17 protein-coding genes, 2 tRNA genes and 2 pseudogenes are annotated in these 21,228 nt (G+C 49.6%); 6 read left to right on the top strand and 15 right to left on the bottom strand.

All coding sequences use genetic code 11. The annotated features are described in order from the left end of the window. Positions 1-124: 124 nt before the first annotated feature. The 7 genes and pseudogenes from JC793_RS01990 to JC793_RS01960 all read right to left on the bottom strand — a co-directional run bounded on the left by JC793_RS01990 (position 125) and on the right by JC793_RS01960 (position 6,578). On the bottom strand, positions 125-919 hold the full coding sequence (locus tag JC793_RS01990; RefSeq protein ID WP_218427338.1) for a TatD family hydrolase: 795 nt from the start codon (positions 917-919) through the stop codon (positions 125-127). A gap of 4 nt (positions 920-923) precedes the next feature. Further along, positions 924-2,001, bottom strand: a pseudogene (locus JC793_RS01985) (patatin-like phospholipase family protein). Between the two features lie 32 nt (positions 2,002-2,033). Next, a complete protein-coding gene (locus JC793_RS01980; protein WP_218427336.1) occupies positions 2,034-2,471 on the bottom strand; it encodes a BON domain-containing protein in 438 nt (145 codons plus the stop codon). 228 nt (positions 2,472-2,699) lie between these two features. Beyond that, positions 2,700-4,289, bottom strand: coding sequence for a peptide chain release factor 3 (prfC, locus tag JC793_RS01975; protein ID WP_046894183.1), 1,590 nt, complete (start codon positions 4,287-4,289; stop codon positions 2,700-2,702). A 125-nt stretch (positions 4,290-4,414) separates the two neighbouring features. Next, positions 4,415-5,647 (bottom strand): flagellin lysine-N-methylase, encoded by a 1,233-nt coding sequence (fliB, locus tag JC793_RS01970; RefSeq protein ID WP_218427334.1) that lies wholly within the window; start codon positions 5,645-5,647, stop codon positions 4,415-4,417. 99 nt (positions 5,648-5,746) lie between these two features. After that, positions 5,747-6,199, bottom strand: a complete 453-nt coding sequence (rimI, locus tag JC793_RS01965) for a ribosomal protein S18-alanine N-acetyltransferase (RefSeq protein ID WP_054423847.1) — start codon at positions 6,197-6,199, stop codon at positions 5,747-5,749. Continuing rightward, a complete protein-coding gene (locus tag JC793_RS01960; protein ID WP_046894021.1) occupies positions 6,168-6,578 on the bottom strand; it encodes a DNA polymerase III subunit psi in 411 nt (136 codons plus the stop codon). The genes rimI and JC793_RS01960 overlap by 32 nt, the downstream gene beginning before the upstream one ends. A gap of 91 nt (positions 6,579-6,669) precedes the next feature. Between JC793_RS01960 and rsmC the strand changes: the two genes are divergently transcribed. The 3 genes from rsmC (at position 6,670) to JC793_RS01945 (ending at position 8,007) form a co-directional block, all read left to right on the top strand. Further along, positions 6,670-7,683, top strand: a complete 1,014-nt coding sequence (rsmC, locus tag JC793_RS01955; protein ID WP_218427332.1) for a 16S rRNA (guanine(1207)-N(2))-methyltransferase RsmC — start codon at positions 6,670-6,672, stop codon at positions 7,681-7,683. A gap of 102 nt (positions 7,684-7,785) precedes the next feature. After that, positions 7,786-7,872 (top strand) — tRNA-Leu (locus JC793_RS01950). Positions 7,873-7,920: 48 nt separating this feature from the next. Continuing rightward, positions 7,921-8,007, top strand: a tRNA-Leu gene (locus tag JC793_RS01945). A 41-nt stretch (positions 8,008-8,048) separates the two neighbouring features. On the opposite strand, the gene JC793_RS01940 is transcribed toward JC793_RS01945, so the two are convergent. From JC793_RS01940 to JC793_RS01910, 7 genes are all read right to left on the bottom strand, one after another. After that, positions 8,049-8,309 (bottom strand): DUF1435 family protein, encoded by a 261-nt coding sequence (locus JC793_RS01940; protein ID WP_004237051.1) that lies wholly within the window; start codon positions 8,307-8,309, stop codon positions 8,049-8,051. Positions 8,310-8,488: 179 nt separating this feature from the next. Then, a complete protein-coding gene (locus JC793_RS01935; RefSeq protein WP_431739823.1) occupies positions 8,489-8,809 on the bottom strand; it encodes a hypothetical protein in 321 nt (106 codons plus the stop codon). Beyond that, positions 8,781-10,436 carry a Na/Pi cotransporter family protein gene (locus tag JC793_RS01930; RefSeq protein WP_166706925.1) on the bottom strand — a complete coding sequence of 552 codons (1,656 nt, stop codon included), beginning with the start codon at positions 10,434-10,436 and terminating at the stop codon, positions 8,781-8,783. The genes JC793_RS01935 and JC793_RS01930 overlap by 29 nt, the downstream gene beginning before the upstream one ends. Positions 10,437-10,840: 404 nt before the next feature. Next, complete coding sequence (phoA, locus tag JC793_RS01925) at positions 10,841-12,277, bottom strand: alkaline phosphatase (RefSeq protein WP_247717305.1); 1,437 nt, start codon at positions 12,275-12,277, stop codon at positions 10,841-10,843. An 81-nt stretch (positions 12,278-12,358) separates the two neighbouring features. Continuing rightward, positions 12,359-13,939 carry an alpha/beta hydrolase-fold protein gene (locus JC793_RS01920; RefSeq protein WP_247717304.1) on the bottom strand — a complete coding sequence of 527 codons (1,581 nt, stop codon included), beginning with the start codon at positions 13,937-13,939 and terminating at the stop codon, positions 12,359-12,361. A 79-nt stretch (positions 13,940-14,018) separates the two neighbouring features. Further along, the gene (locus JC793_RS01915; protein ID WP_218427330.1) at positions 14,019-14,645 is read right to left on the bottom strand and encodes an ATP-binding cassette domain-containing protein; all 627 of its coding nucleotides are present in this window, start codon (positions 14,643-14,645) and stop codon (positions 14,019-14,021) included. A gap of 40 nt (positions 14,646-14,685) precedes the next feature. Next, positions 14,686-15,582 carry a LysR family transcriptional regulator gene (locus JC793_RS01910; protein ID WP_166706922.1) on the bottom strand — a complete coding sequence of 299 codons (897 nt, stop codon included), beginning with the start codon at positions 15,580-15,582 and terminating at the stop codon, positions 14,686-14,688. A gap of 104 nt (positions 15,583-15,686) precedes the next feature. On the opposite strand from JC793_RS01910, the gene JC793_RS01905 reads away from it, so the two are divergent. Further along, entirely contained in the window at positions 15,687-16,130 is a 444-nt protein-coding gene (locus tag JC793_RS01905) for a PACE efflux transporter (protein ID WP_166706921.1), read from the top strand. Between the two features lie 59 nt (positions 16,131-16,189). Here the strand turns inward: JC793_RS01905 and JC793_RS01900 are convergent, their stop codons facing one another. After that, on the bottom strand, positions 16,190-18,349 hold the full coding sequence (locus JC793_RS01900) for an autotransporter outer membrane beta-barrel domain-containing protein (RefSeq protein WP_218427328.1): 2,160 nt from the start codon (positions 18,347-18,349) through the stop codon (positions 16,190-16,192). A gap of 174 nt (positions 18,350-18,523) precedes the next feature. Between JC793_RS01900 and JC793_RS01895 the strand changes: the two are divergent. Both JC793_RS01895 and umoC read left to right on the top strand, forming a co-directional pair. Then, positions 18,524-20,411 (top strand): annotated as a pseudogene (locus JC793_RS01895) (glycoside hydrolase family 3 protein). Between the two features lie 192 nt (positions 20,412-20,603). Next, the gene (umoC, locus tag JC793_RS01890; RefSeq protein WP_247717301.1) at positions 20,604-20,981 is read left to right on the top strand and encodes a lysozyme inhibitor LprI family protein; all 378 of its coding nucleotides are present in this window, start codon (positions 20,604-20,606) and stop codon (positions 20,979-20,981) included. Positions 20,982-21,228 lie beyond the last annotated feature (247 nt).

Raw genomic sequence — 21,228 nt, 5'->3', positions numbered from 1 at the left:
ATATTTAATCAGATAACTAACATGAAATAACATCTGCTTACAATTGTAGGTGATTTCAGGTGTTTTGGCACACGGAATACCGGCTGCAACAGAACAAAATCGGGGGAAAATCGATTCAGGAATCTTAATCAGATGATTGCAGGGAAAAAAGTGTACAGCTATTGCGATAAATCTGAGCAGCAATGTCCTCCGGAGATTCACTGCGCAGTGAACAGAGCACCTCAAACGTACGGACAATCCGCTCCGGGCGGTTCGGTTCGCCCTGAAAACCGCTGAGCGGCATATCCGGAGCATCAGTTTCCAGTAATAACGCAGAAAGCGGGAGCTGTGCGATTGCCCGCCGGGTTTTCTGCGCCCGCTCATAAGTAATCGTACCGCCGACGCCGATGTAATACCCCAGTTTCACAAACGCATCTGCCTGGGCAAAACTGCCTGCAAAACCGTGAACCACACCACCGCGGGGAACCGGATGGCGGCGCAGAACAGCCGCCAGCGTGTCATGGGTTTTACGGGAATGCAGAATAACCGGTTTATCCGCCCGCGCAGCTAACTTCAGCTGAGCGATAAAAAAATCAAGCTGCTTATCCCACTGCGGGTCGTCCATATAGCGATCCAGACCGATCTCCCCGACAGCCGCGCATTCTGCTCCGCTTTCGCTGATCAGCAACTCAAGCTGTTCCAGATGCGCTGGTGTATGTTCCGCAATATAAAGCGGATGCAGACCGAATGCGGCATGCAGGCGGGGAGGCTCACTGCCGGATGAGCGGCATAACCCGGCGACAGTACCGAGATTCCAATGACTGACCGCCGGGATAATAATATCAGTCAGCCCGGCCTGTGCCGCTGCGGCTTTGTGACGGGCAAGGTCATCCGTAAAAAACGGAAAATCAAAATGGCAGTGAGTATCAATAAATGACATTTATTTAATCCGCCGGCTTTTCTGGTGAGTGTCCCGGTGAATATTCCGGTGAGTGTAATACTGCTGCGGAGCCATCAGTAACCGGTAATTGTGAATCATTGTCGTTAGAAGCAGGCGGAACACGCAGTACAGATGTCCGTACCGGCTCATAAGCTGCCCAGCGGTTACCGAGTGTTGCAAGAAAATAGCGTCCGCTGCGGCGGCCCAGGCGGTAATCCTGCATCAGGGTTTTTACCCGGCTGCCGAGTGCATTGCTCGCCAGCGGCGCATTCGGATAAATTTCGGCAATTTCAACACCCGGCGGCGGTGACTGAATAAACTTTTGTGTCCGGTAATAGCTTTTGGCGTGCTGTTTCATCATCGCCACCATCCGCTTCAGATGACTTTTTTCCAGCCAGCGCTCCATGCGTTTCACCCACTCCGGCGTGTAATAGAGCTGTGACGGGACAGTACGGATCACCACAATCCGGGTAGCCCCCCGCCGCCATGCCTCAATAACCGGCACGGCATCGCTGATCCCCCCCGTCATGATATGTAATGCCGTCAATCTCCACCCCTTCGCGGTAAAACCCGGGGATGGCGCTGGACGCTTTGATATATTCCAGCCAGTCTCCGGCCTGCGGACTAAAATAGGCGGCATCCAGATTATCCGCCCGGCTGGCACACATATAAAACTCCTGCCCCTGCTCAAAACGCCGCAAGGCATGTGCGATATCCAGCGGGCATTCCGCCGACGTCGTGTTAATCAGCCAGTCGAGATCAATAAGATTGCCGCCGCGGATAAAACGCAGCGGATTAAAGAATTGTTTATCAGTGGTATAACGGGTAATGATATGACGGGCATACCCGCGCTGGCCGCACAGATATGCTGACAGGTTTTGCGCACCGGCAGATGTCCCTATCAGTAAGTCAAACGGGTTAAACCCGGCTTTAAGGAATTCATCCAGCACACCGGCTGTAAAGATCCCGCGCTGTCCGCCGCCTTCGCAGACCAGCGCCAGTTTTCCGGTTGCCTGAAGCGGATCAGGCAACCAGGCCAGTGGTGCGATTTTCCCGGGTGTCACCGGGATATACGTTCCCATTCTCTCATCCCCCGGCACGAACAGCCGGCCGGTTATTTATACTGTCCGATGCTGACTTCCACCGCACGGACGCCGGGAATACCTTTGGCAATATTAATAATCTGTGTACGCTGAGCCTCTGTGGTGACAAACCCGGAGAGATACACAGTACCATTAATGGTTTTCACCGCGATATCATTACTGTCAATGCCATCAGCGCTTAACAGCTGACCGCGGATTTTGGCGGTAATCGTGCTGTCATCCACCAGCAGTGAGGCATCTTTTACCGCACCGTCAAATTTCTGCTCCGCTTGTTTACCCAGATCTCCAGCAGACTGAGAAGCACTGTCCCACGCCTGTCCGGCTTTCTGACTCAGGGATTCTTCCGCCATTGCGGATGCACTGAACAGCGCACCGCTGACCAGCAGGACGGCCAGTGATTTCATGGTATTGCGCATTATCTTATCCTTCTTCATTTTCATGATGAACATAATCTCTCCGTCAGTGTATCTTAACTCCGGCATAAAAAAAAACGCGCCCGGAGGCGCGCTGAGATTGCTGACAAAGCAGGATAAAACGCGGTTTTCCTGCTTTGTATTATCAGCCGAAAATCAACAGATTGATTTTCCTGGTTTATTTTTACAACCTCTGGCGGTCGTCGCCAACCCCTGCGGGTTTGTCAACGGCCTGAACGCGCCCGGAGGCGCGTTATTTTTCTGTCAGTGCTCACGGGTTTTGTGGAAGCTCACATCCGGATAGCGTTCTGCGGTGAGATTCAGGTTCACCATCGTCGGTGCGATATAAGAAAGGTTATCGCCGCCGTCGAGTGCCAGATGCAGTTCGTTTTTGCGTTTGAACTCTTCCAGTTTTTTCGCATCGTCACATTCCACCCAGCGGGCGGTAGAGACGTTAACCGCCTCATAAATAGCTTCGACGTTGTACTCGCTTTTCAGACGGGCAACCACCACATCAAACTGAAGCACACCCACCGCCCCGACAATCAGGTCGTTGTTTGCCAGCGGACGGAAGACCTGTACCGCGCCTTCTTCAGACAACTGAACCAGCCCTTTGAGCAGCTGTTTCTGTTTCAGCGGATCGCGCAGACGGATACGGCGGAACAGTTCCGGTGCAAAGTTAGGGATACCGGTGAATTTCAGAATCTCGCCCTGTGTGAAGGTATCACCAATCTGAATAGTACCGTGGTTATGCAACCCGATGATATCGCCGGGATACGCACAATCCACATGCGCACGGTCACCGGCCATAAAGGTCAGCGCATCAGAAATCACGACATCTTTTTTGAGACGCACCTGATGCAGTTTCATCCCTTTTTCATACACACCGGACACAATGCGCAGGAAAGCCACGCGGTCACGGTGTTTAGGATCCATATTGGCCTGAATTTTAAACACAAATCCGGTGAATTTGTCTTCTTTCGCCGTCACTTCGCGGACATCGGTCTGACGCGGCATCGGTGCCGGTGCCCAGGAAACCAGGCCGTCCAGCATATGATCCACCCCGAAATTCCCCAGTGCGGTACCGAAGAAGACCGGTGTCAGTTCACCGGCGAGGAACAGTTCCTCATCGAATTCATGGGATGCGCCCTGCACCAGTTCCAGTTCATCACGCAGTTGCGCCGCCAGCTCTTCACCGACAGCAGCATCCAGATCCGGGTTATTCAGCCCTTTTACGGTGCGGACTTCCTGAATGGTATGCCCCTGACCGGTCTGATACAGATAAGTTTCATCGCGGTACAGGTGATAGACCCCTTTGAACAGCTTACCGCAGCCGATAGGCCAGGTGATTGGCGAGCAGGCAATTTTCAGCTCGTTTTCCACCTCATCCAGTAACTCCATCGGGTCACGGATATCACGGTCAAGTTTGTTCATAAAAGTCAGGATCGGCGTATCACGCAGACGGGTAACTTCCATCAGCTTACGGGTACGATCTTCGACCCCTTTTGCCGCATCGATAACCATCAGACAGCAGTCAACCGCCGTCAGGGTACGGTAGGTATCTTCGGAGAAGTCTTCATGCCCCGGGGTATCCAGCAGGTTTACCAGTGCATCGTGATACGGGAACTGCATCACCGATGTGGTGATAGAGATCCCGCGCTGTTTTTCCATCTCCATCCAGTCAGATTTGGCGTGCTGGTTAGAGCCGCGGCCTTTGACCGTACCGGCTTTCTGGATAGCCTGTCCGAACAGCAGGACTTTTTCGGTAATAGTAGTTTTACCGGCATCGGGGTGCGAAATGATCGCAAAGGTGCGGCGCTTGGCCACTTCCTGTAAAAATGCATTATTTGACATCTGAGTGTTCTTCTGGGGCTGCGGGACAGAAACACGCGGTTCCCGCCCCTGATTTCTCATTAATGGCGCTTATTTTCGCCCGGATTGCCCCGTGAGACAACAAAAGCCTGAAAAATGCCCCGGGTTCAGTTATCAAGCAGGCAGATGCAGGCGACCGCATCACTCATCTGACAACGATCCATCAGTGCCAGCAAGTACGTATTAATATCACCCATATGCATTTTCAGGGCAAAATAGGCGCCCATCAGCAACTGCACATCACTTTCTTTCAGGGGCCGTTTTTCCGTTGCCGCCAGTGCCGCCAGATTGGTGCGCAGATAAAAATAATCCATCACCAGCAGACTGAAATGAGACATTGCATTACGGGTACCGGTAACCTCACCGGTGAAATTATCCGCGTGCGGAAACTGGCTGTGATACAGCAGATAAGAAAACAGATTGCGCAGTGAGTACGGTTCATTCAGACAGCTGTTCTGCTGCTGTACCTTCCATTCCGCCCGCAGACGCGCCATGTTTTCTTCTGTGCGTTCTGTGGTCTGCTGCTCATCCATTCCCAGTTGGTTCAGCGTGTTGATATAGGTGGAGAGTAAAAAAGTACCGCTGCGGGACAGTTTCGGGATAAATTTACCGTAAACACTCAGCACTGCGGTCTGAAAACTGACCGGATGCGGCAATGCTCTGCGTTCTGCTGTCAGTTCCCCGTTTTCCGTTGCATTGAGCAGAAATTCATACACGCCCTGAATACGGTCAAAATTCGCCTCAATGTCATAACTGAGTTTACTGATAAACGTCAGCAGCTGCATAACGGCATAGAGGTTATCCTCAAACTCCGGTGACGGTGCCTGCACCAGATTCAGACACCAGAGATACACCAGGTATTGCGGATCAGTCAGTGCCGCGTCATCAGGTACTTTTTTCAGATACAGGTCTTCTTCCGTCAGCTGCATGGCATCAGCGGAAAACAGCAACTGGCGGACAACTTCCGGACAGGAGAGTGACAAACGTTTAAATGTCGCATTCTGATATTTTGCTTCACTGCGCGGATACTCACGGCAGGTATCACTCATCGCGGAAGGCCCGAGTTTACTGTAGATCCCGCACAGGCGTTTTTCCGTCAGAAACGGGCACTGTTTTTCGTCAGTCAGCCGGATATAGGCATATGCATTGGTGCGCTCTGATTTAAGCACATGTTCCTGAGAAATCTGTTTAATCTCAATGCTGTCAGCACTGTGATATTTTTTATAGGTTTTCTTATCAATACTGATAAACCAGTCCTGGCAGCAGTGCGAAAGACACTCAGAACCGGCGCATTCAAAGCGCCGGATAAATATCGGTGTGATAATTTTATGGATAAACATGAGGAGGCGTACCTGTGATAGATATATACCATCACGGTAGCACGCAGAAAATTACCGAAAAGGATAAAAAAACACCGTTTTATCCGGTTTATCCTGCTATTACATTCCGAAACTCAGATAAAGCGCCATAATCAGCGCATCTTCTTTGCCCTGCGCCGCCGGATAATAATTCTTCCGGACAGAAACCTCATTAAAACCGAGCGATTCATACAGCGCAATCGCCGGTCTGTTTGACGCCCGGACCTCCAGCCAGAGTGTCGCAATCCCTTTTGCGGTCAGATCCTCAATCACTTTTTCCAAAAGCTGACGGCCATAGCCTTTTCCCTGATGTTCAGGTGAAACGGCAATGTTAAACAGTGTTGCTTCATCCAGCACAGTCTGATTGATAGCGAATCCGGCCAGTTCCCCGTCTGTTTCCAGCTTCAGGTTATGGTAGCGTTCGCCGTGATTACTGCGGAATGTGGCGTCACTCCAGGGATAGGCGTGAGCGGCCTGCTCAATACGGAATGCGGCGGCAAAATCAGCGGGAAGCAGCGGTGACAGCGTGATCATAATGATAAATTTGTGTCCATAAACCCCGTTTTGCCTGCGCATCCTGATACAGATCGGCAATACGGGGTGAGTGTAATGAAGGCAGTGAATCCGGCAGTTCAGCTTCCGTTCCCGGCAGCCAGCACAGGCAATTTGTCTGCGCCGGGATACTCTGTACATTATCCGGCGTGATGCAGTAAACATCTTCCGCCGTGATATTCAGGCTGCGAAATATATCGCTGAGTAAATCACAGGTGAGATCTGCCTGCTCATCGGTTATGATCAGCAGACGTGCCGAAGCCGGGATCTGTACAGACAGCTCCCCTTTCAGGCGCTGCGGCTGACGCAGCGTCCATTGGGTGATCCCCATCTGAGCCAGCATTCTGTCTCGTCGCGTCATAATGTATCCCTGAAATAACAAACGACACTATCTTAGCAAAGCGCGCTGCCCGCGCCAATGCTGCCGAATTATGATTTACAGGAGTTAACGGATGTCCATGCTTACCCCGGCCAGTGAAGTGATTTTACGTCATGCAGACGAATTTACCGGGAGCCGTGTCCTGCTTGCCGGGGACATTCAGGATCCCCTTGCCGCACAGCTTTCCGCACAGTCAGTGTATGTCAGCACCAGTCAGTATCATCAGTGGCAGGCTTTGCGTGCACCGCTGGGTGATCGCGCTGCCTTTGCACTGACTGTCAGCCCGGAAGCGGCTGCACAGTGCGACACACTGATCTATTTCTGGCCGAAGAGTAAACAGGAAGCCCTGTTCCAGCTGACGCAGATTTTTTCCTGTCTGCCGGTTGGCAGCAATATTTTTATTGTCGGTGAAAACCGCAGCGGTGTCCGCAGTGCGGAAAAAATGACAGAGCCGTTCACGGCACTCCGTAAAATCGACAGCGCCCGCCGCTGCGGTCTTTATTACGGTGAACTGACCACGCCGGCACACTTTGCCCTGAAAGAGTGGTTCGGCAGTTATACCGCAGAAGGTGCGCAAATCGTGACGCTGCCGGGGGTATTCAGTCAGGATAATATTGATGTCGGCAGTGCGCTGCTGCTGGAATCACTGAACCAGCCGGTGACCGGCTCACTGCTGGATATCGCCTGCGGCAGTGGTGTTATCGCAACCGTACTGGCTAAACGCAATCCGGGACTGACCCTGACACTCAGTGATGTCTCTGCCGCCGCTCTTGAGGCCGGACGCGAAACGCTGGTGCACAATCAGCTGGAAGGGCGTGTTATCGCCAGTGATGTGTATTCTGATATCAGCGACCGCTATGACTGGATCGTCGCTAACCCGCCGTTCCACGACGGACTGAACACCAGCTACAGCGCGGCACAACGCCTTATCTCCGGTGCCAAAGCCCGACTGAACCGCGGCGGAAAACTCTGCATCGTGGCGAACGCCTTTTTGCCGTACCCGGATCTGCTGGACAGCACGTTTGGTCAGCATAAGGTGCTGGCACAAACCGGCAAATTTAAGATCTACCTGGCCACAAATGCCTAATAATTAAGCGAAGTCACCAATTTTGATAAAAAATTATTGACGGCGCGGATAAAACCGCTAAAATCCGCCTCCATGCTATCAGTAACAAGATAGTTCTGAATTGCGAGGGTGGCGGAATTGGTAGACGCGCTAGCTTCAGGTGTTAGTGTCCTTACGGACGTGGGGGTTCAAGTCCCCCCCTTCGCACCAATCAGATCTTATCACACACAACTGACAGCAGATTGAATGACAGTACCTGCGAGGGTGGCGGAATTGGTAGACGCGCTAGCTTCAGGTGTTAGTGTTCTTACGGACGTGGGGGTTCAAGTCCCCCCCTTCGCACCACTGTTATGACAATCTTCTGCAATAATCTTTACTTCCGGATATCACATCCTCAGATGCTCAAACCAGAGCAGACTTCCCAGAACAAATGCAATACCTGCCGGAATCAGCAGGAAATGACGCAATACGCGGTTATACAGCATCGGCATTGTCAGCAGAATCACCACCGCTAATGCAATGCGGGCAGCATCCTGTTCATGCCCCTGTGATAAAAACAACACGACCGGTATCAGCGCCAGCATCATGCCACCGACTCCGGTTAACTGCTGCCAGAAAAACGATGAAAGCGGGTGTTTGATTTGCATCACAGCCACTCCTTACAATAACGAAATGAGAATCATTCCTGTTATCATAAATAATCTGCTGCCCGTTGCAACCGCTTTTTCACATAAAATGCAAAAAAGGTGTATGATTATATACCTTAAAATCATACACCTATAATTAATGCGTCTATAAATTGACCGGATATTAATGTGTTAAATGATCAGTCACGGAAAAAAAACACGAAATGGATATCTTCCGGTTCAAGGGCAAACAGCGCCGGGTCCGGCTTTGCAATCAGTTCGCATCCCGGGTGCTGATAAAAATGCACGGTATTTTCTGACGGAATGGATGAAATATAAAACCCTTTCGCGCCCATCTCTTTTGCCGCTGTTTTACAGCAGGCAAAGAGCTGACGCTGCGCAGAGAGCACCAGTTCACCTTTCTGATGCAGGTACAGATGTTCAATCAGTTCAGTCCGGTCGATTGACCAGACCTGCGGAATCTCCTGCCGTTCAAGCAGTCTCGTGAGAAGTGTCATCATTTGTTGTCTCTGCTTTTATATCTGCGACACCTTCTAACACATGATAGGCCACAGAGCAAAACAGAGAATTCAGACGCTTCATATCCCCCAGCAGCCCGATATGTAACCGGCTGCTGCCGATACTCTGCAGATTATTGACATGCAGCCGTTCCACGTGAGCAAAAGAATAACGCTGATTCAGCAGACGGAACCGGTGTTTTGCCCGGCGCAACCGCCGCGCATTATCCACATCCCCGGACACAAACACTGACATCGCCAGATTAAGGTTATTTTGCAGCCGCGACATCATGGTGGTCAGTTCACTGTAGCCGTCTTTTGAGAAGATGCGCTGCGGATCAGCAGTCTGATTCGCCACATCGTGCGACATCCGCCCGATAATCAGGGAAGACTGCTGAAGCGACATCGCGGTATCAATCACTTCCGCCCAGCGCCGGGAATCACTCTCTCCCAGCTCAGTCTGCTGCAACTGCGCCAGATAGAGCTTGATACTGCTGTGCAGCAGTTCCGCTTCCTCTTCCAGATGGCCGATCAGCCGTTTCTGTTCACCTTTTCCCGCAAGCTGGCTGTCAAAACGCTGTAACATCTGCTCAATCACATCCCCCAGCCGCAGGGTTTCCCGTACCGCATTGGCGAGTGCGAGAGACGGCGTATCCAGTGCGCTCTGATCCAGATAACGGGGGGCCGCCGTGTCTTCTGCCGCCTCCGGTTCAGCGACCAGCCGCTGACACAATCGTGCCATCGGTTTTACCAGTGCCAGCATCAGCACACAGCGGGCCAGGTTATACACAACATGGAACCAGATAACCACTTCCGCCGCCGGCAGATTGTACTGGCCGATCCAGAGTGCCAGCGGTTTTACCCACGGCAGTACCAGCACACAGCCAATCAGCTTGAAAAACAGGCTGCCGAGCATGACCTGACGGGCAACGGCATTCTGGCCCCGGCTGCTCATCAGCGCCAGAAAACCGCTGCCGAGATTGGAACCGATCACTATCGCCAGACTGATATGCAGCGGCACCAGACCGGTGGCACTCAGAGTGGCTGTCAGCAGAACCGCCGCCAGGCTGGAATAACTGACCATGGCGAACAGCGCGCCCACCAGCAGAGCCAGCACCGCATCCCCGCTCAGTGAAGTAAAAACGGCCTGAACCGCAGAAGCCTGTGTAATCGGCTCTGCGGAGGTAACGATCAGCTGAAGTGCCAGAAGAATCAGACCCAGCCCGATACCAACACGCCCGAGCTGCCCTGTCCGGCTCTTTTTCTGACTGAGAAACGTGCTGACCCCCGCCAGAATCAGCAGTGGTGATAACCAGGAGAGGTCAAACGTCAGTACCCGCGCCATCAGCGCCGTTCCGACATCAGCCCCCAGCATAATCACCAGTGCGGGCGGCAGTGCAATCATGCCCTGCGCCACAAATGAGATCACCAGCAATGCGGTGGCGTTACTGCTCTGCACCAGTGCAGTCACACCCAGACCGGCCAGAAACGCCCGTGATGTTTTCCGGATGCTTTTTCCGAGCAGACTCCGCAAATCCGCACCAAAAACGCGCATAATCCCGGTCCGGACAATATGTGTCCCCCAGACCAGCAGCGCAACGGATGAAAGAAGATGGAGTAATGTCAGCATAATGTTTTCGTCAGCCTGGTGTTGTCATTAGTATGGTGTTCCCGTTAAAACGATCAGATCAACGGTATATCACACGATCACCGTGTCACAATGTGATAATAGTAATAAACACCGCTGCCATCAGAAGAAAAAAATCGCATAAAACACACAGTTTTACGGAATACAGGATGTCTGTCCCCGGGCGGAGACATCGGATAAGTATACCTTATGGTAAATATATTTCAAAAATCATCATGTTACAAAAGATAATAAAAAACCGCCGGTACAGAGTACCGGCGGCAGCCACTGCTGAAATCAGCAAAATAATACCATCAACGTAAAACCATCAACGTAATACCATCAACGTAAAACTATCAACATGAAGAAAAGCATTTCAGAACATTGTGAATATCAGGTACCGCAGATTACTTCAGTTCCATCGCATCCCGCATGGTGAAGAATAAATCTGTCTGATCCGTCAGACCTACCACATTCGCCGCCCCCGGACCGTATGCCGCCACACGCAGCTGGGCACCCGTATGCTCCTGCGAATCTGATTCCGAGTTACCGTAGTTGACTGCCATCACGCTGCCGTCTTTGGTCAGCAGTGCCTGAGTCAGCCCCGGTGATACCACATCAGCTTCAATAATCTGACTGGAATGGGCATGGTCAGCGGTGACAATCACCAGTGTATCACCATGTTTTTTGGCGTATTCCATACCGATTTGTACCGCTTCATCCAGTGCAACGGTTTCGCCGATCTGACCACAGGCATTTGCAGCGTGATCCTGTTTATCGATAGATGCGCTTTCCACCTGTAAGAAGAAACCGTTTTCGTGATCTTTCAGCAGGTCAACGGCTTTTTCCGTCATCTGAGCCAGTGTCGGTGCATCCGGGTCAAGTTTTGAGTTTGGTTTGCACTCCACCACCGGCTTATCGAGACTGCCGCGGTAAGAGGCTTTCGGACCTTCCCACGCGACTTCCATATTGCCGTCACTGAATAAACCGAGTACCGGTTTATCCTGATTTGCCGCTTTTATATCCGCCAGTGATTTAGCATCTTTGACGACCAGATAACCCCGTGCCGCGGCCTGCTCTTCCAGCGTTTTCCCGGCATATTCACCGGCTTTCGCTGTCTGACGGAAACTCTTCGCCCCGCCGCCGAGTGTGACATCCGCGCGGGCATTCAGCAGTTGCTCACTGATAGAGCCCAATCCGCCGTTTTCCAGGGCATCGGCACTGCAACGCTCAGCCGTTTCTTCCGGACCGTAGCATTTACGCTGGCTGATATGAGAGATCAGGGCTGCCGGCGTGGCATCCTGAATTTCAGAAGTGGTGACATTCCCGGTCGCTTTGCCGTTTTTCTTTGCCAGCTCGAGAATCGTGGTGTGCGGTTTGCCGGTGACATCAATGCCCAGCGCTCCGTTATAGGTTTTCACGCCGGATGCCCAGGCTGTCGCGGACGCGGCGGAGTCAGTAACATAATTCGGTTTCTGTGTTTTTTTATCGAGCGCATATGTGGTGTACTGACCGGTCAGCGGCAGGGCATCAATCCCTTTAAACACACCGCCTGCACCCTCTGCGTAGTTACGCGCCACGGTAATTTCGGAATCCCCCATACCGTCGCCGATAAACAGAATCACATTTTTTGCTTTAGTCTGACCGATAGCCGCTTTCAGCGCCTCAGTCTGATCGGACGACAGGCGGCGTGCACCGCCGAACTCCGTGATATTGCCTTTCGCAGCGCGATCCTGTGCCAGAATGGCATCTGCATTCCCTGCGGCAACCGCCGGTAATGCAGAACCTGTCAGCAGTGCCAGAACGGCGGCCGCAACCCGTGTTTTCATCGTCGCATGAAGCATGAGCAGAATCCTTGTCATTAATAAAATTATCAGTTATCAACGCAGGACAGCCTAATCCGCTCTTATGACATCAGCGTGACACTATTGTGACCCCTTTGTGTCAGTCAGGTGTATCAGTCCGGACTGCAGCGTTTCACACCATGAAACATAATCATGCCCGCCCGGACGCTCCTCACGAACAACGTTATAGCCTTTTTCCTGTAACACCTGATGCAGTGCCCGGTTGTTATGTAAAATTCCGCCGGCACCGGCACGGGTTTCAAAAACACCGGCCTCCAGGAAAAACCGCAGCGGAAGTTTGTGAGTACCTGCAAACTCACGAATCAGCCATTCCGGTGGTTCTCCTTCAGGTGACCACCAATAGGAACCGGACATACTCAGCACATTACCGAAACGATGGGGTAATTTCATGGCATTCCAGGAAGAAGCCAGGCCGCCGTAACTGCTGCCGGAAATAATTGTCCGCGCCGCCGGGATATCAATACCCTGCTGAACAAGCCACGGCATCAGCTCTTTATCCAGAAACTGCGGAAACTGCTCATTCGGCGGCAATTCTTTGCCGCGCTGCTCACTGCTGATACTGTCCACCATCACCACATACAGCGGCGGAATTTCCCCGCGGGTCAGCCATTGGTCAATAAATGTGACGATATGATAGTTCTTGCGGTATATCTGCCCGTCAAACAGCACCAGCAGCCAGGGCTCTTTTCCCGGAACGGCCGGCGTGTAAACGGCAATTTCCCGCTGATTATTCAGGATCTGACTGCGCAGTGAATGTAATGCCACCGTGCCGGAAACCGGTTGCTGCCCGGCCGTCCGGAAATCACATATCCGGTTGTTATCCAATGCAATGATAGCATGACGGTTAAACTCATCTGCCCCGTCAGCCCCCGCACTCAGCGGATTACGCGGATCAGCCTGTGCAGTACTCAGCAGCGCTTTACGGCGGGCGCCTTCAACAGAACCGTCAAGCAACGGAATGTCGGGGGCAATTTTATACTGGCTGAATGTCCCGGCAGGGACAATATAGGAGCGATACCAGATATCAGTATCATTCAGTCTGGCCATCGGATCATGCTGCCCGGAAGGTGCACCAAGTATGTAAGCGTTCACTTTCGCACTACGCCAGAGGAAAGTGATTCGCTTGTGATGCTCATCATATTCCTCAACCAGCGGCGTTTCTGTCACTGCCTGCCAGAATGCAGAGGTATCACGCCCGTTGATCAGGGTTATCAGCTGCTGTAAACGCACGCTGTCCACCGGCAGAGAGATATTTTCAGCCACCGGCTGATATGAATAGTTTGTAAGTGCTAACTTCCATTCTGAACCGGGTACACCCTGCGGTGCCAGCGTCCAGGTGTCATCAAACGGTAACGTGAATGACACAGATTGCATTTCTGTGACAGGATTGTCCGTAATCAGTGTCCGGCGGGGTGTCATCTGACTGTCATAGAGTGACAAATCACGGATATTCTCACTTTCCGCGATCACAACCTGCTTTTCAGACAGCGGCACCTGCACACACGCCTGCCCATTGTGATCAAAAGTCCCGGTGACAATCATCGTCTGTTTCTCATCCGGAACAGACAATGACTGGCAGGAAGAAGAGGCCTGCGCGGAAAATGCGGAGAATGCCGCGCAGCAGAGCAGAGTTTTTTTCACGTCGCTGATCCTTCAAAATCAGTAATAATTATCATTATTATTTATCAGCTTCGTATTTTTATGTTACCGGCCGGAAAAGTCAAACTGCCAAATCAGGTAATTGCATGCCTTCCTGTTCCCCCGCAACCCAAACCGACGTACATACCTTCTCCAGTAACGCTTTATTATGACTGAACACCACCAGCCCGAGCGGCCGATTTTCCGATTCTTCAATCAGTACCTGCCAGACCTGCGCCTGAATATGTGCATCCAGCTGAGCGGTCACCTCATCAGCGATCAGAAAGCGGGTACGCGGGTCTAACGCCCGCAGCAGTGCAATTCTCGCCAGCTCGCCGCCGGACAGTTCATCCGGACGCCGTTCCAGCCAGTGAGACTCAATACAGAGCTTTTCCAGCCATTCCGCATCCGGTTTCCAGGCATCGTATAACCCGGCACCGGTTGTGCGGTACGGATTAAAACACTTCTCCGGATGCTGGGGCACCAGCTGCACCGGACAATAGCCGTTTTTCGGTACCGGCTTTCCGTCCAGCAGCAGCTCACCGGAATGCGGCTGCTGCCACTGTGCCAGAATCCGTCCCAGCGTTGTTTTACCAAACCCGCTGGGTGCGGAAATCCCCAGACGCTCCCCGGCATTCAGCCGGAAAGAAAAGCCATCCCACAATGTTTTCCCGCCCTGAATAACCTGTAAATCACGGACTTCGAACATACGCGCACCTCTCTGCTGATTCATCCCGTTATCATAACAATTAATTTCCCGCGGACACACGGCTTTCCGTCAGCAGTCCGATACACTCCTGTGCACCGCGTTTCAGCACATCTCCTTTCCGGCTGACGATATGCACCGGCAGCACCAGACCATTGCGGGTATTGCGGAATGACAGCACTTTCAGTGTACCGGCCGCCACATCTTCCCGGATCATGGATTCCGGCAGATTCCCCCAGCCGATACCGGCTTTAACCAGCCCCAGCGCCATCATAAAATTATCTGTCTGCCAGGTTTTCGTCGCCATCTGTGAACGCACATCACTGAGAGAATGGTGAAGACTGGCAATAACAATTTGTTTCGCCTGTACCAAATCCTCAATATAAACAGACTGTTGCTGTGAAAGAGAAGGATGTGCGGCAGAAATCGTGGCCACCAGGGCTTCATGGCCGATACAGTGAAACTGCTCAAGCGGGTCCACATACAGCCCGCCGAAGACCAGTGCCAGCTGGATACGCCCCTGATGCAGCAGCGGCAGAATGTCATCCTGTGATCCGGATAAAATTTCCGTCTTCAGCAACGGATAACGCTGATTCAGTATCTGCAATGCAGAAAACAGGCAATTCGGATTCACACAGGTTGCGACACCCACCGCCAGGGTACTCTCCACATCCTGTGTCAGTTCGCGGGTAAACACATTCAGCTGATGAATTTTATCGGTTATTTCTCTGGCATACGGCGCCAGCGCCATCGCCCTTTCAGTCGGAACCGGTGCCCGTCCTGATCGCTCAAATAACGCAAATCCCAGTTCCGCCTCCAGATTACTGACAGCCATACTGACAGCAGACGGCACGCGGTGCAGTGCTCTCGCGGCAGCTGAAAATGATCCCTTTTCCAGTACCGTCAGAAAGAGCTGTAAATTATCACTATTAAACGGCATATCCCCTCCTGCCTGTCAGAAAATCTGATAGTAGCTGACTTTTATTATCATCTCTATTGATTTACTTTCGCTGAATTCTTCACAGTAAGCAGCAGGATATAACTATGCAGGGTTTAAAACGAAAACTGGTCTTTATCACCACCTATGAACTCATCGGCTGGGCTATTTCATCAGTAGCACTGGCAGTCCTTTCCGGTAATTCCGCCGGTGTTACCGGGCCGCTGGCACTGGCTATTACCACCATCGCCGTCAGCTGGAATTTTATTTTTAATACCCTGTTTGAATTATGGGAATCCCGGCAGATCTCCCGTATCCGGACATTCCGCCGCAGACTGGTACACGCCGTTCTGTTTCAGCTGACACTGGTGGTTTTCCTTATTCCGCTGATTGCATGGTGGTTATCTGTAAGTTTAATACAGGCTTTCCTGCTCGATTTTGCCCTGATTATTTTTATCCCGATCTACACGTTTTTCTTTAACTGGGCATTTGACAAACTCTTCGGAGTTCCGGCCTCCGCATTACCCCGGAAAGAAAGTACCACGCATTAACGCAATAAAAACCACCATACCGGAGATACGGTATGGTGGTTTTTGTATCGGCACAAAAATTAAAAACTGACTTTCAATCCGATATAAGCATTAACAGGGGATTCATTTTTATCACCATGACGATAACCCAGGCTGCCGGTTATCAGGGTATCCGGTGTTAATGCAATAGTGGCACCCATCTGATATTTACCGGTGGTGGTTTCATTTCTGGCTGAAAAATCTTTTTTATTCAGTGTCACTTTATTGTTTTTCACAAACTCATGTGAAACACCGATATTCATAAAAGGACTTATTTTAATATCACCAATTTGTGTATCCATGCTCAGACGCGAACCCATTTCACCGTTCACACTGTCACTGTTATGTTCATGAATATCCATACCGTTGGATAATGCGTATTTAGCCTGACTGAAACGACTGTAATCTATCCGGCCATAAGGCGTTAAACTGATATCCGGCGTAATATTCAGTTTTTTACCCGCTTCCGCACTGACTGTCAGTGCATTTTGCTTAAAGGAACCGCTGACCGCCGCCCCTCCGCTGCTTTGTGTATTCAGCTGATTTTTAAAATGGGAGCCTTTCAGCATCCCGGAGATATACCAGTCCTGATACTGCCAATAGGTATACCCGCCGATAGCAAAGCTGTCGGTATGTCCCTGCCCCGGCGTATAATCAAATGTCGATTTGGTCTTTCCCGCACTGGTAAATAAACCGAATGCAATATCACCGTAACGCGCTTTATTGAGTTTGTCGTAACCGATTTCCAGAATATTCAGGCTGTTTCTGAATGCACGGCTTTCACTGTCACTGAATTTTGAATTATCGTAGCGATAATTTGCCCAGGCGCCGTATTTTTTATCCGACAAGTGATCAGTGATATGACGACGCGATGGCCCGCTCATATTTTCACTGCGCAATATCTGACGATTTACTGACGCCATGGATAATCCGGCCAGTGCACTGTTGGACAACACGTCTCTCAATTCAGGTACGCTGGTATCAGCTGTAACATCTTTTCCGGTTTCTGTATCTATTTCCTGAATATACTCATCATTTTCATCGATATCCGGTATCCCCTGGGTTTCACCGTCAGGATCAATATCAGGATACGGAATATGATCGGCTTTGGTTGCTAAATACCAGGTTGATTTTCCGTTACTTTTTATACCTTTAATCAGACGGTATTTATAAATACCAAGATCAACCACGCCATTATTCCCGGCAAGTTTAAATTCCGCATCACCTTTGTTATTTTCAATAAGTTCAACGGTTTCATCCGGATCGGAAATATCTTTTCCTGTATCATAAACATTAACCTTAAAATCGCCGGTTGCATTATTGGTTACTACCAATTTATCACTGATATCATCCGCGATCTGAGAATGGAATGAAAATGTTCCCTGTCCGCTGAGATCTTTTACAACCAGTTCATTAAATATCGCATTCGTGCCATTTATTTTGGGCTTCAGACTGACAGAACCATGGTCTAAATGAAGACTATCAATATTTGCGACCTGAAAATAGCTTATCGGATCAATGCTGATATTACGGCCTTCCCATTCTATATTAAAATCTTTATTGTCTCTCTCTGTTCTCATATCCTGAATTAAGAGATTACCCGCAAGATTAACTTTTTCTATTAAAGTATTTTTTCCGGTACTATCAAAATTATCATTATCCAGAATGAGAAATGCCTGCCGCTCAACATTCAGATCATCCCGGCTTTCCCCGCCGACATGAAAACGCAGAACCCCCATCTCTTTTACTGATGTATTACTGACAAGCGCATTTTCATAAACGTTAACGATTCCCTTACCAATAATTTGTGTATCCGTTGCCTTTCCGCCGCCAAATATACGGACTTCCCCGTCAAGATTGGTCGGCTCATATAAATTCTGGCGACTTCCGTTGTTCAGCTCAGCGGCTGTTCTCGGGGCACCCACTTTAGCTTTATCCAGTATGCCACCGTCATCCACCTCAACTGTACCGCGATCAAAAATCCAGCTATTGACTGACTTTCCGCCCCGGCCAATAACCTGCTTCCCATCGTAATAAGGATCACCCGGCCGCAGATTCGGATTCATACCGACCTGATTATCATAAACAGTTCGTCCGGTAACATCCTTTTCATATTTATACGTTATGGCCGCAGAAGCTGTGATTGAATTCAGTAATAACACACCACAGATAGCACGAGCCAATGCTGTTTTTTTCATCATTTTTTGATTTCCTTATTTATCCGTTATATCCTGCTGACAAACGGAAATTAGAGCAAAAATCCGGCAAACCGGGCTATCAGCATAAAAGGAATTATTAGCGGTCTGATTAATAAGAAAATAAAAAATTCCGGTGAAAATAAACAACAAAAATAACATCATGAAAAGGATGTCAATGTGAAAAAAAGTATACTGTTATTTATATCATTGCTGCATTTTCAGCTGGCAGCGGCTCCGCTGACACCACAGGAACTTGAAAAACTCAGATATAATCCTGAACAGAGCGCTGAATATATTGTCGCCGGCATGAGTCAGACAGAAAAAATCGGTCAGTTGATGATACTCGATTTTCGCTATTGGGATATATTCCGGAGCCCTGTTCCTGTTCCGGTTATTAATATAAATAATGATATTAAAAAAATTATTTTTCATTACAGATTAGGTGGCGTGATATTATTCCGTGAAAATTTGATTGATACGCCTCAGACGGTACAGTTAATTAATGATATTCAGTCATCCCGTTACAAACTGCCTTTATTTGTCAGTACGGATCAGGAAGGCGGTTATATCACCCGGTTACGGGTCGGTACTGAAATGCCGGGCAATATGGCCCTCGGTGCAGCCAGAGATCCGGAATTAGCAAAACTGACAGGCGATATTCATGGCAGTGAGTTATCTGCTTTGGGATTTAACATGAATTTTGGCCCGGTCGCGGATATCAACAATAATCAAAATAATCCGGTTATCGGGGTACGGGCTTATTCTGACCGAAAAGAACTGACAGAAATTCTGTCAGTGGCCTATATCGACGGAATTCATCAGCACGGCATTATCACTGCATTAAAACATTTTCCCGGGCACGGCAATGTCTCAGCAGACTCACATGTTGCCCTTCCTGTTGTGACATCAGATGAAAAAAGCTGGCGGCAAACAGAATTACCCCCCTTTACTTACGCGTTACAGCTCGGGGCTGATGCTGTTATGACAGCCCATATTATTGTTCCTGCCCTGGACGACACAAAAATAATAACCCGTGACGGATCAGAAGCCGGTACACCGGCGACATTATCCAAACCTATCCTGACCGGTATATTACGTGATGAACTTCATTTTCAGGGGCTGATCATTACGGATGCCATGGATATGAAAGCCATTAGCGATAATTTTAATCTCAATTTCGCCGTGGAACGCGCACTGACAGCAGGCGCTGATATTATTCTGATGCCGGTGAAAATGTGGGACGAGGATGCTGTTAAGCGCCTGGATAATCTGTACCGTTATCTGGATGAACAGGCACAAAAGAACCCGGAACTGCAGCAGCGTATAGATGAATCAGTCCGGAGGGTTGTTCTGATGAAGCTGAATAAAGCTATCAGTGGATCAGCCGCTGATCCGCTGATAGCACAGCATATTGTTGCTTCAGAACAGCATAAAAATCAGGAAAACTATGTGTCAGAACAAGCGGTTACTGTCATAAAAAATGACGGTATTCTGCCTTATCATCTGAAACAGAATAACCGGATTTTGGTTATTTCTGATGAACATCCCCGTAATCGGTTAATTAAGAAACACTTAGATGATATCGCGCGGGAAACAGAAACCCATATTCATGTCAGTACACAAAAAATAAAAACGGATAAAAAAAAGACTCTCAGAAAAGAAAATAAACAGCATGATCAGCGGACAGGATCTTATTTTGCTGGTTACCTACAATCTGAAAAACCGGAATACTGACGCACAATTTATTATTGATTCTGCCAATAGTGCCGGTATTCCAGTAGTCGTGATATCTGCGCGTGATCCTTATGATATTGCGTATCTGAATAATGTAAAAGCCAATATCGCCATCTATGGTATTACCGGCTTTGATATTACGAATGGCCAGCGCAACGCGCTGGAAACTAATATCCGGAGTGGCCTGAGGACACTGTTCCCCGGAAAAAACAGTGAACCGCTTAACTCTCCCGCCGGACGTTTACCTGTAGATATTAAAGATCCGGAAAGTGGCATTGTTTTATATCCTTATGGTACGGGAGAAATCTATGACAAACAGAATACTCAATAACATAACAGCACAAACAGCCATGTCAGCCGGTACAGGTATTATATTATTTTTAAATTCTGTTTTAGACGTGTTTTCATGGAATGCTCCTCAGGATGAGTTTATGAACCGGGAGCTTCTCCGGTAATAACGAATATAAAATAAGGCGTTAAAATGTATCTATCCCGTATGGCAATAATTGCAGGCGTTATCAGTATGAGTATTGGTTTTTCTGCTGTAAGCGCTGCAGAGGAAAAAAAAGCTGATCCACTGGCAGAGTGTTATCAGACTATCGGAGATATGCCACGGACAAAACTTGCAGGCTGTCTGGATAAAAAACTGAATACTGCTGAAACACAGCTGAATACTGTTCTGCTACAGAAAAAACAGGAAATTACATCACTCAATTCTGCCGGAAGCGAAGAAGCTATCCGCTCGCTGAATGCATCACAATCTGCCTTTATTACTTTCCGCGATTCTGAATGCCGGTATCGCTATGATGCAACGTTTGGCGGTAGTGGTGCGGGCGATATAATGAAAGCCTGCCAGATTGAACTGACTGAATGGCGAACGCAGCAATTGCAGGAAAATTAATTTTAAGGAATCGCAGCAGATAGTTTTATTCTGGTTTGATGATACTGCTATTCACACCGCAGGTTTTATCCATCCGTCTTCTGCCGCTTTTCAACGTCCTCTGTATCATTTCCTGTATTACTATTCTCATACTTATTTGATTATCCCAGCTATATTGATACAGACAAACAGGGCCATCAGGGGAAGAGAATCAGGCGAAATACTCAGATATTTTCAGCGGCTCCTGCGGCATAAGCGGATCCGGGTA

Origin of the sequence: Morganella morganii (genome assembly GCF_019242955.1) — a bacterium.
Classification (GTDB): Bacteria; Pseudomonadota; Gammaproteobacteria; order Enterobacterales; family Enterobacteriaceae; genus Morganella; species Morganella sibonii.
Note: the sequence above shows the minus strand (reverse complement) of the source record. Positions and strands in the feature narration are given on the sequence as shown.

Excerpts from the sequence above, each read along its gene's own strand:
- JC793_RS01990 (WP_218427338.1), bottom strand. The coding sequence starts at position 919 with ATGTCATTTATTGATACTCACTGCCATTTTGATTTTCCGTTTTTTACG.
- JC793_RS01980 (WP_218427336.1), bottom strand. The coding sequence starts at position 2,471 with ATGTTCATCATGAAAATGAAGAAGGATAAGATAATGCGCAATACCATG.
- prfC (WP_046894183.1), bottom strand. The coding sequence starts at position 4,289 with ATGTCAAATAATGCATTTTTACAGGAAGTGGCCAAGCGCCGCACCTTT.
- fliB (WP_218427334.1), bottom strand. The coding sequence starts at position 5,647 with ATGTTTATCCATAAAATTATCACACCGATATTTATCCGGCGCTTTGAA.
- rimI (WP_054423847.1), bottom strand. The coding sequence starts at position 6,199 with ATGATCACGCTGTCACCGCTGCTTCCCGCTGATTTTGCCGCCGCATTC.
- JC793_RS01960 (WP_046894021.1), bottom strand. The coding sequence starts at position 6,578 with ATGACGCGACGAGACAGAATGCTGGCTCAGATGGGGATCACCCAATGG.
- rsmC (WP_218427332.1), top strand. The coding sequence starts at position 6,670 with ATGTCCATGCTTACCCCGGCCAGTGAAGTGATTTTACGTCATGCAGAC.
- JC793_RS01940 (WP_004237051.1), bottom strand. The coding sequence starts at position 8,309 with ATGCAAATCAAACACCCGCTTTCATCGTTTTTCTGGCAGCAGTTAACC.
- JC793_RS01935 (WP_431739823.1), bottom strand. The coding sequence starts at position 8,809 with ATGATGACACTTCTCACGAGACTGCTTGAACGGCAGGAGATTCCGCAG.
- JC793_RS01930 (WP_166706925.1), bottom strand. The coding sequence starts at position 10,436 with ATGCTGACATTACTCCATCTTCTTTCATCCGTTGCGCTGCTGGTCTGG.
- phoA (WP_247717305.1), bottom strand. The coding sequence starts at position 12,277 with ATGCTTCATGCGACGATGAAAACACGGGTTGCGGCCGCCGTTCTGGCA.
- JC793_RS01915 (WP_218427330.1), bottom strand. The coding sequence starts at position 14,645 with ATGTTCGAAGTCCGTGATTTACAGGTTATTCAGGGCGGGAAAACATTG.
- JC793_RS01910 (WP_166706922.1), bottom strand. The coding sequence starts at position 15,582 with ATGCCGTTTAATAGTGATAATTTACAGCTCTTTCTGACGGTACTGGAA.
- JC793_RS01905 (WP_166706921.1), top strand. The coding sequence starts at position 15,687 with ATGCAGGGTTTAAAACGAAAACTGGTCTTTATCACCACCTATGAACTC.
- JC793_RS01900 (WP_218427328.1), bottom strand. The coding sequence starts at position 18,349 with ATGATGAAAAAAACAGCATTGGCTCGTGCTATCTGTGGTGTGTTATTA.
- umoC (WP_247717301.1), top strand. The coding sequence starts at position 20,604 with ATGAGTATTGGTTTTTCTGCTGTAAGCGCTGCAGAGGAAAAAAAAGCT.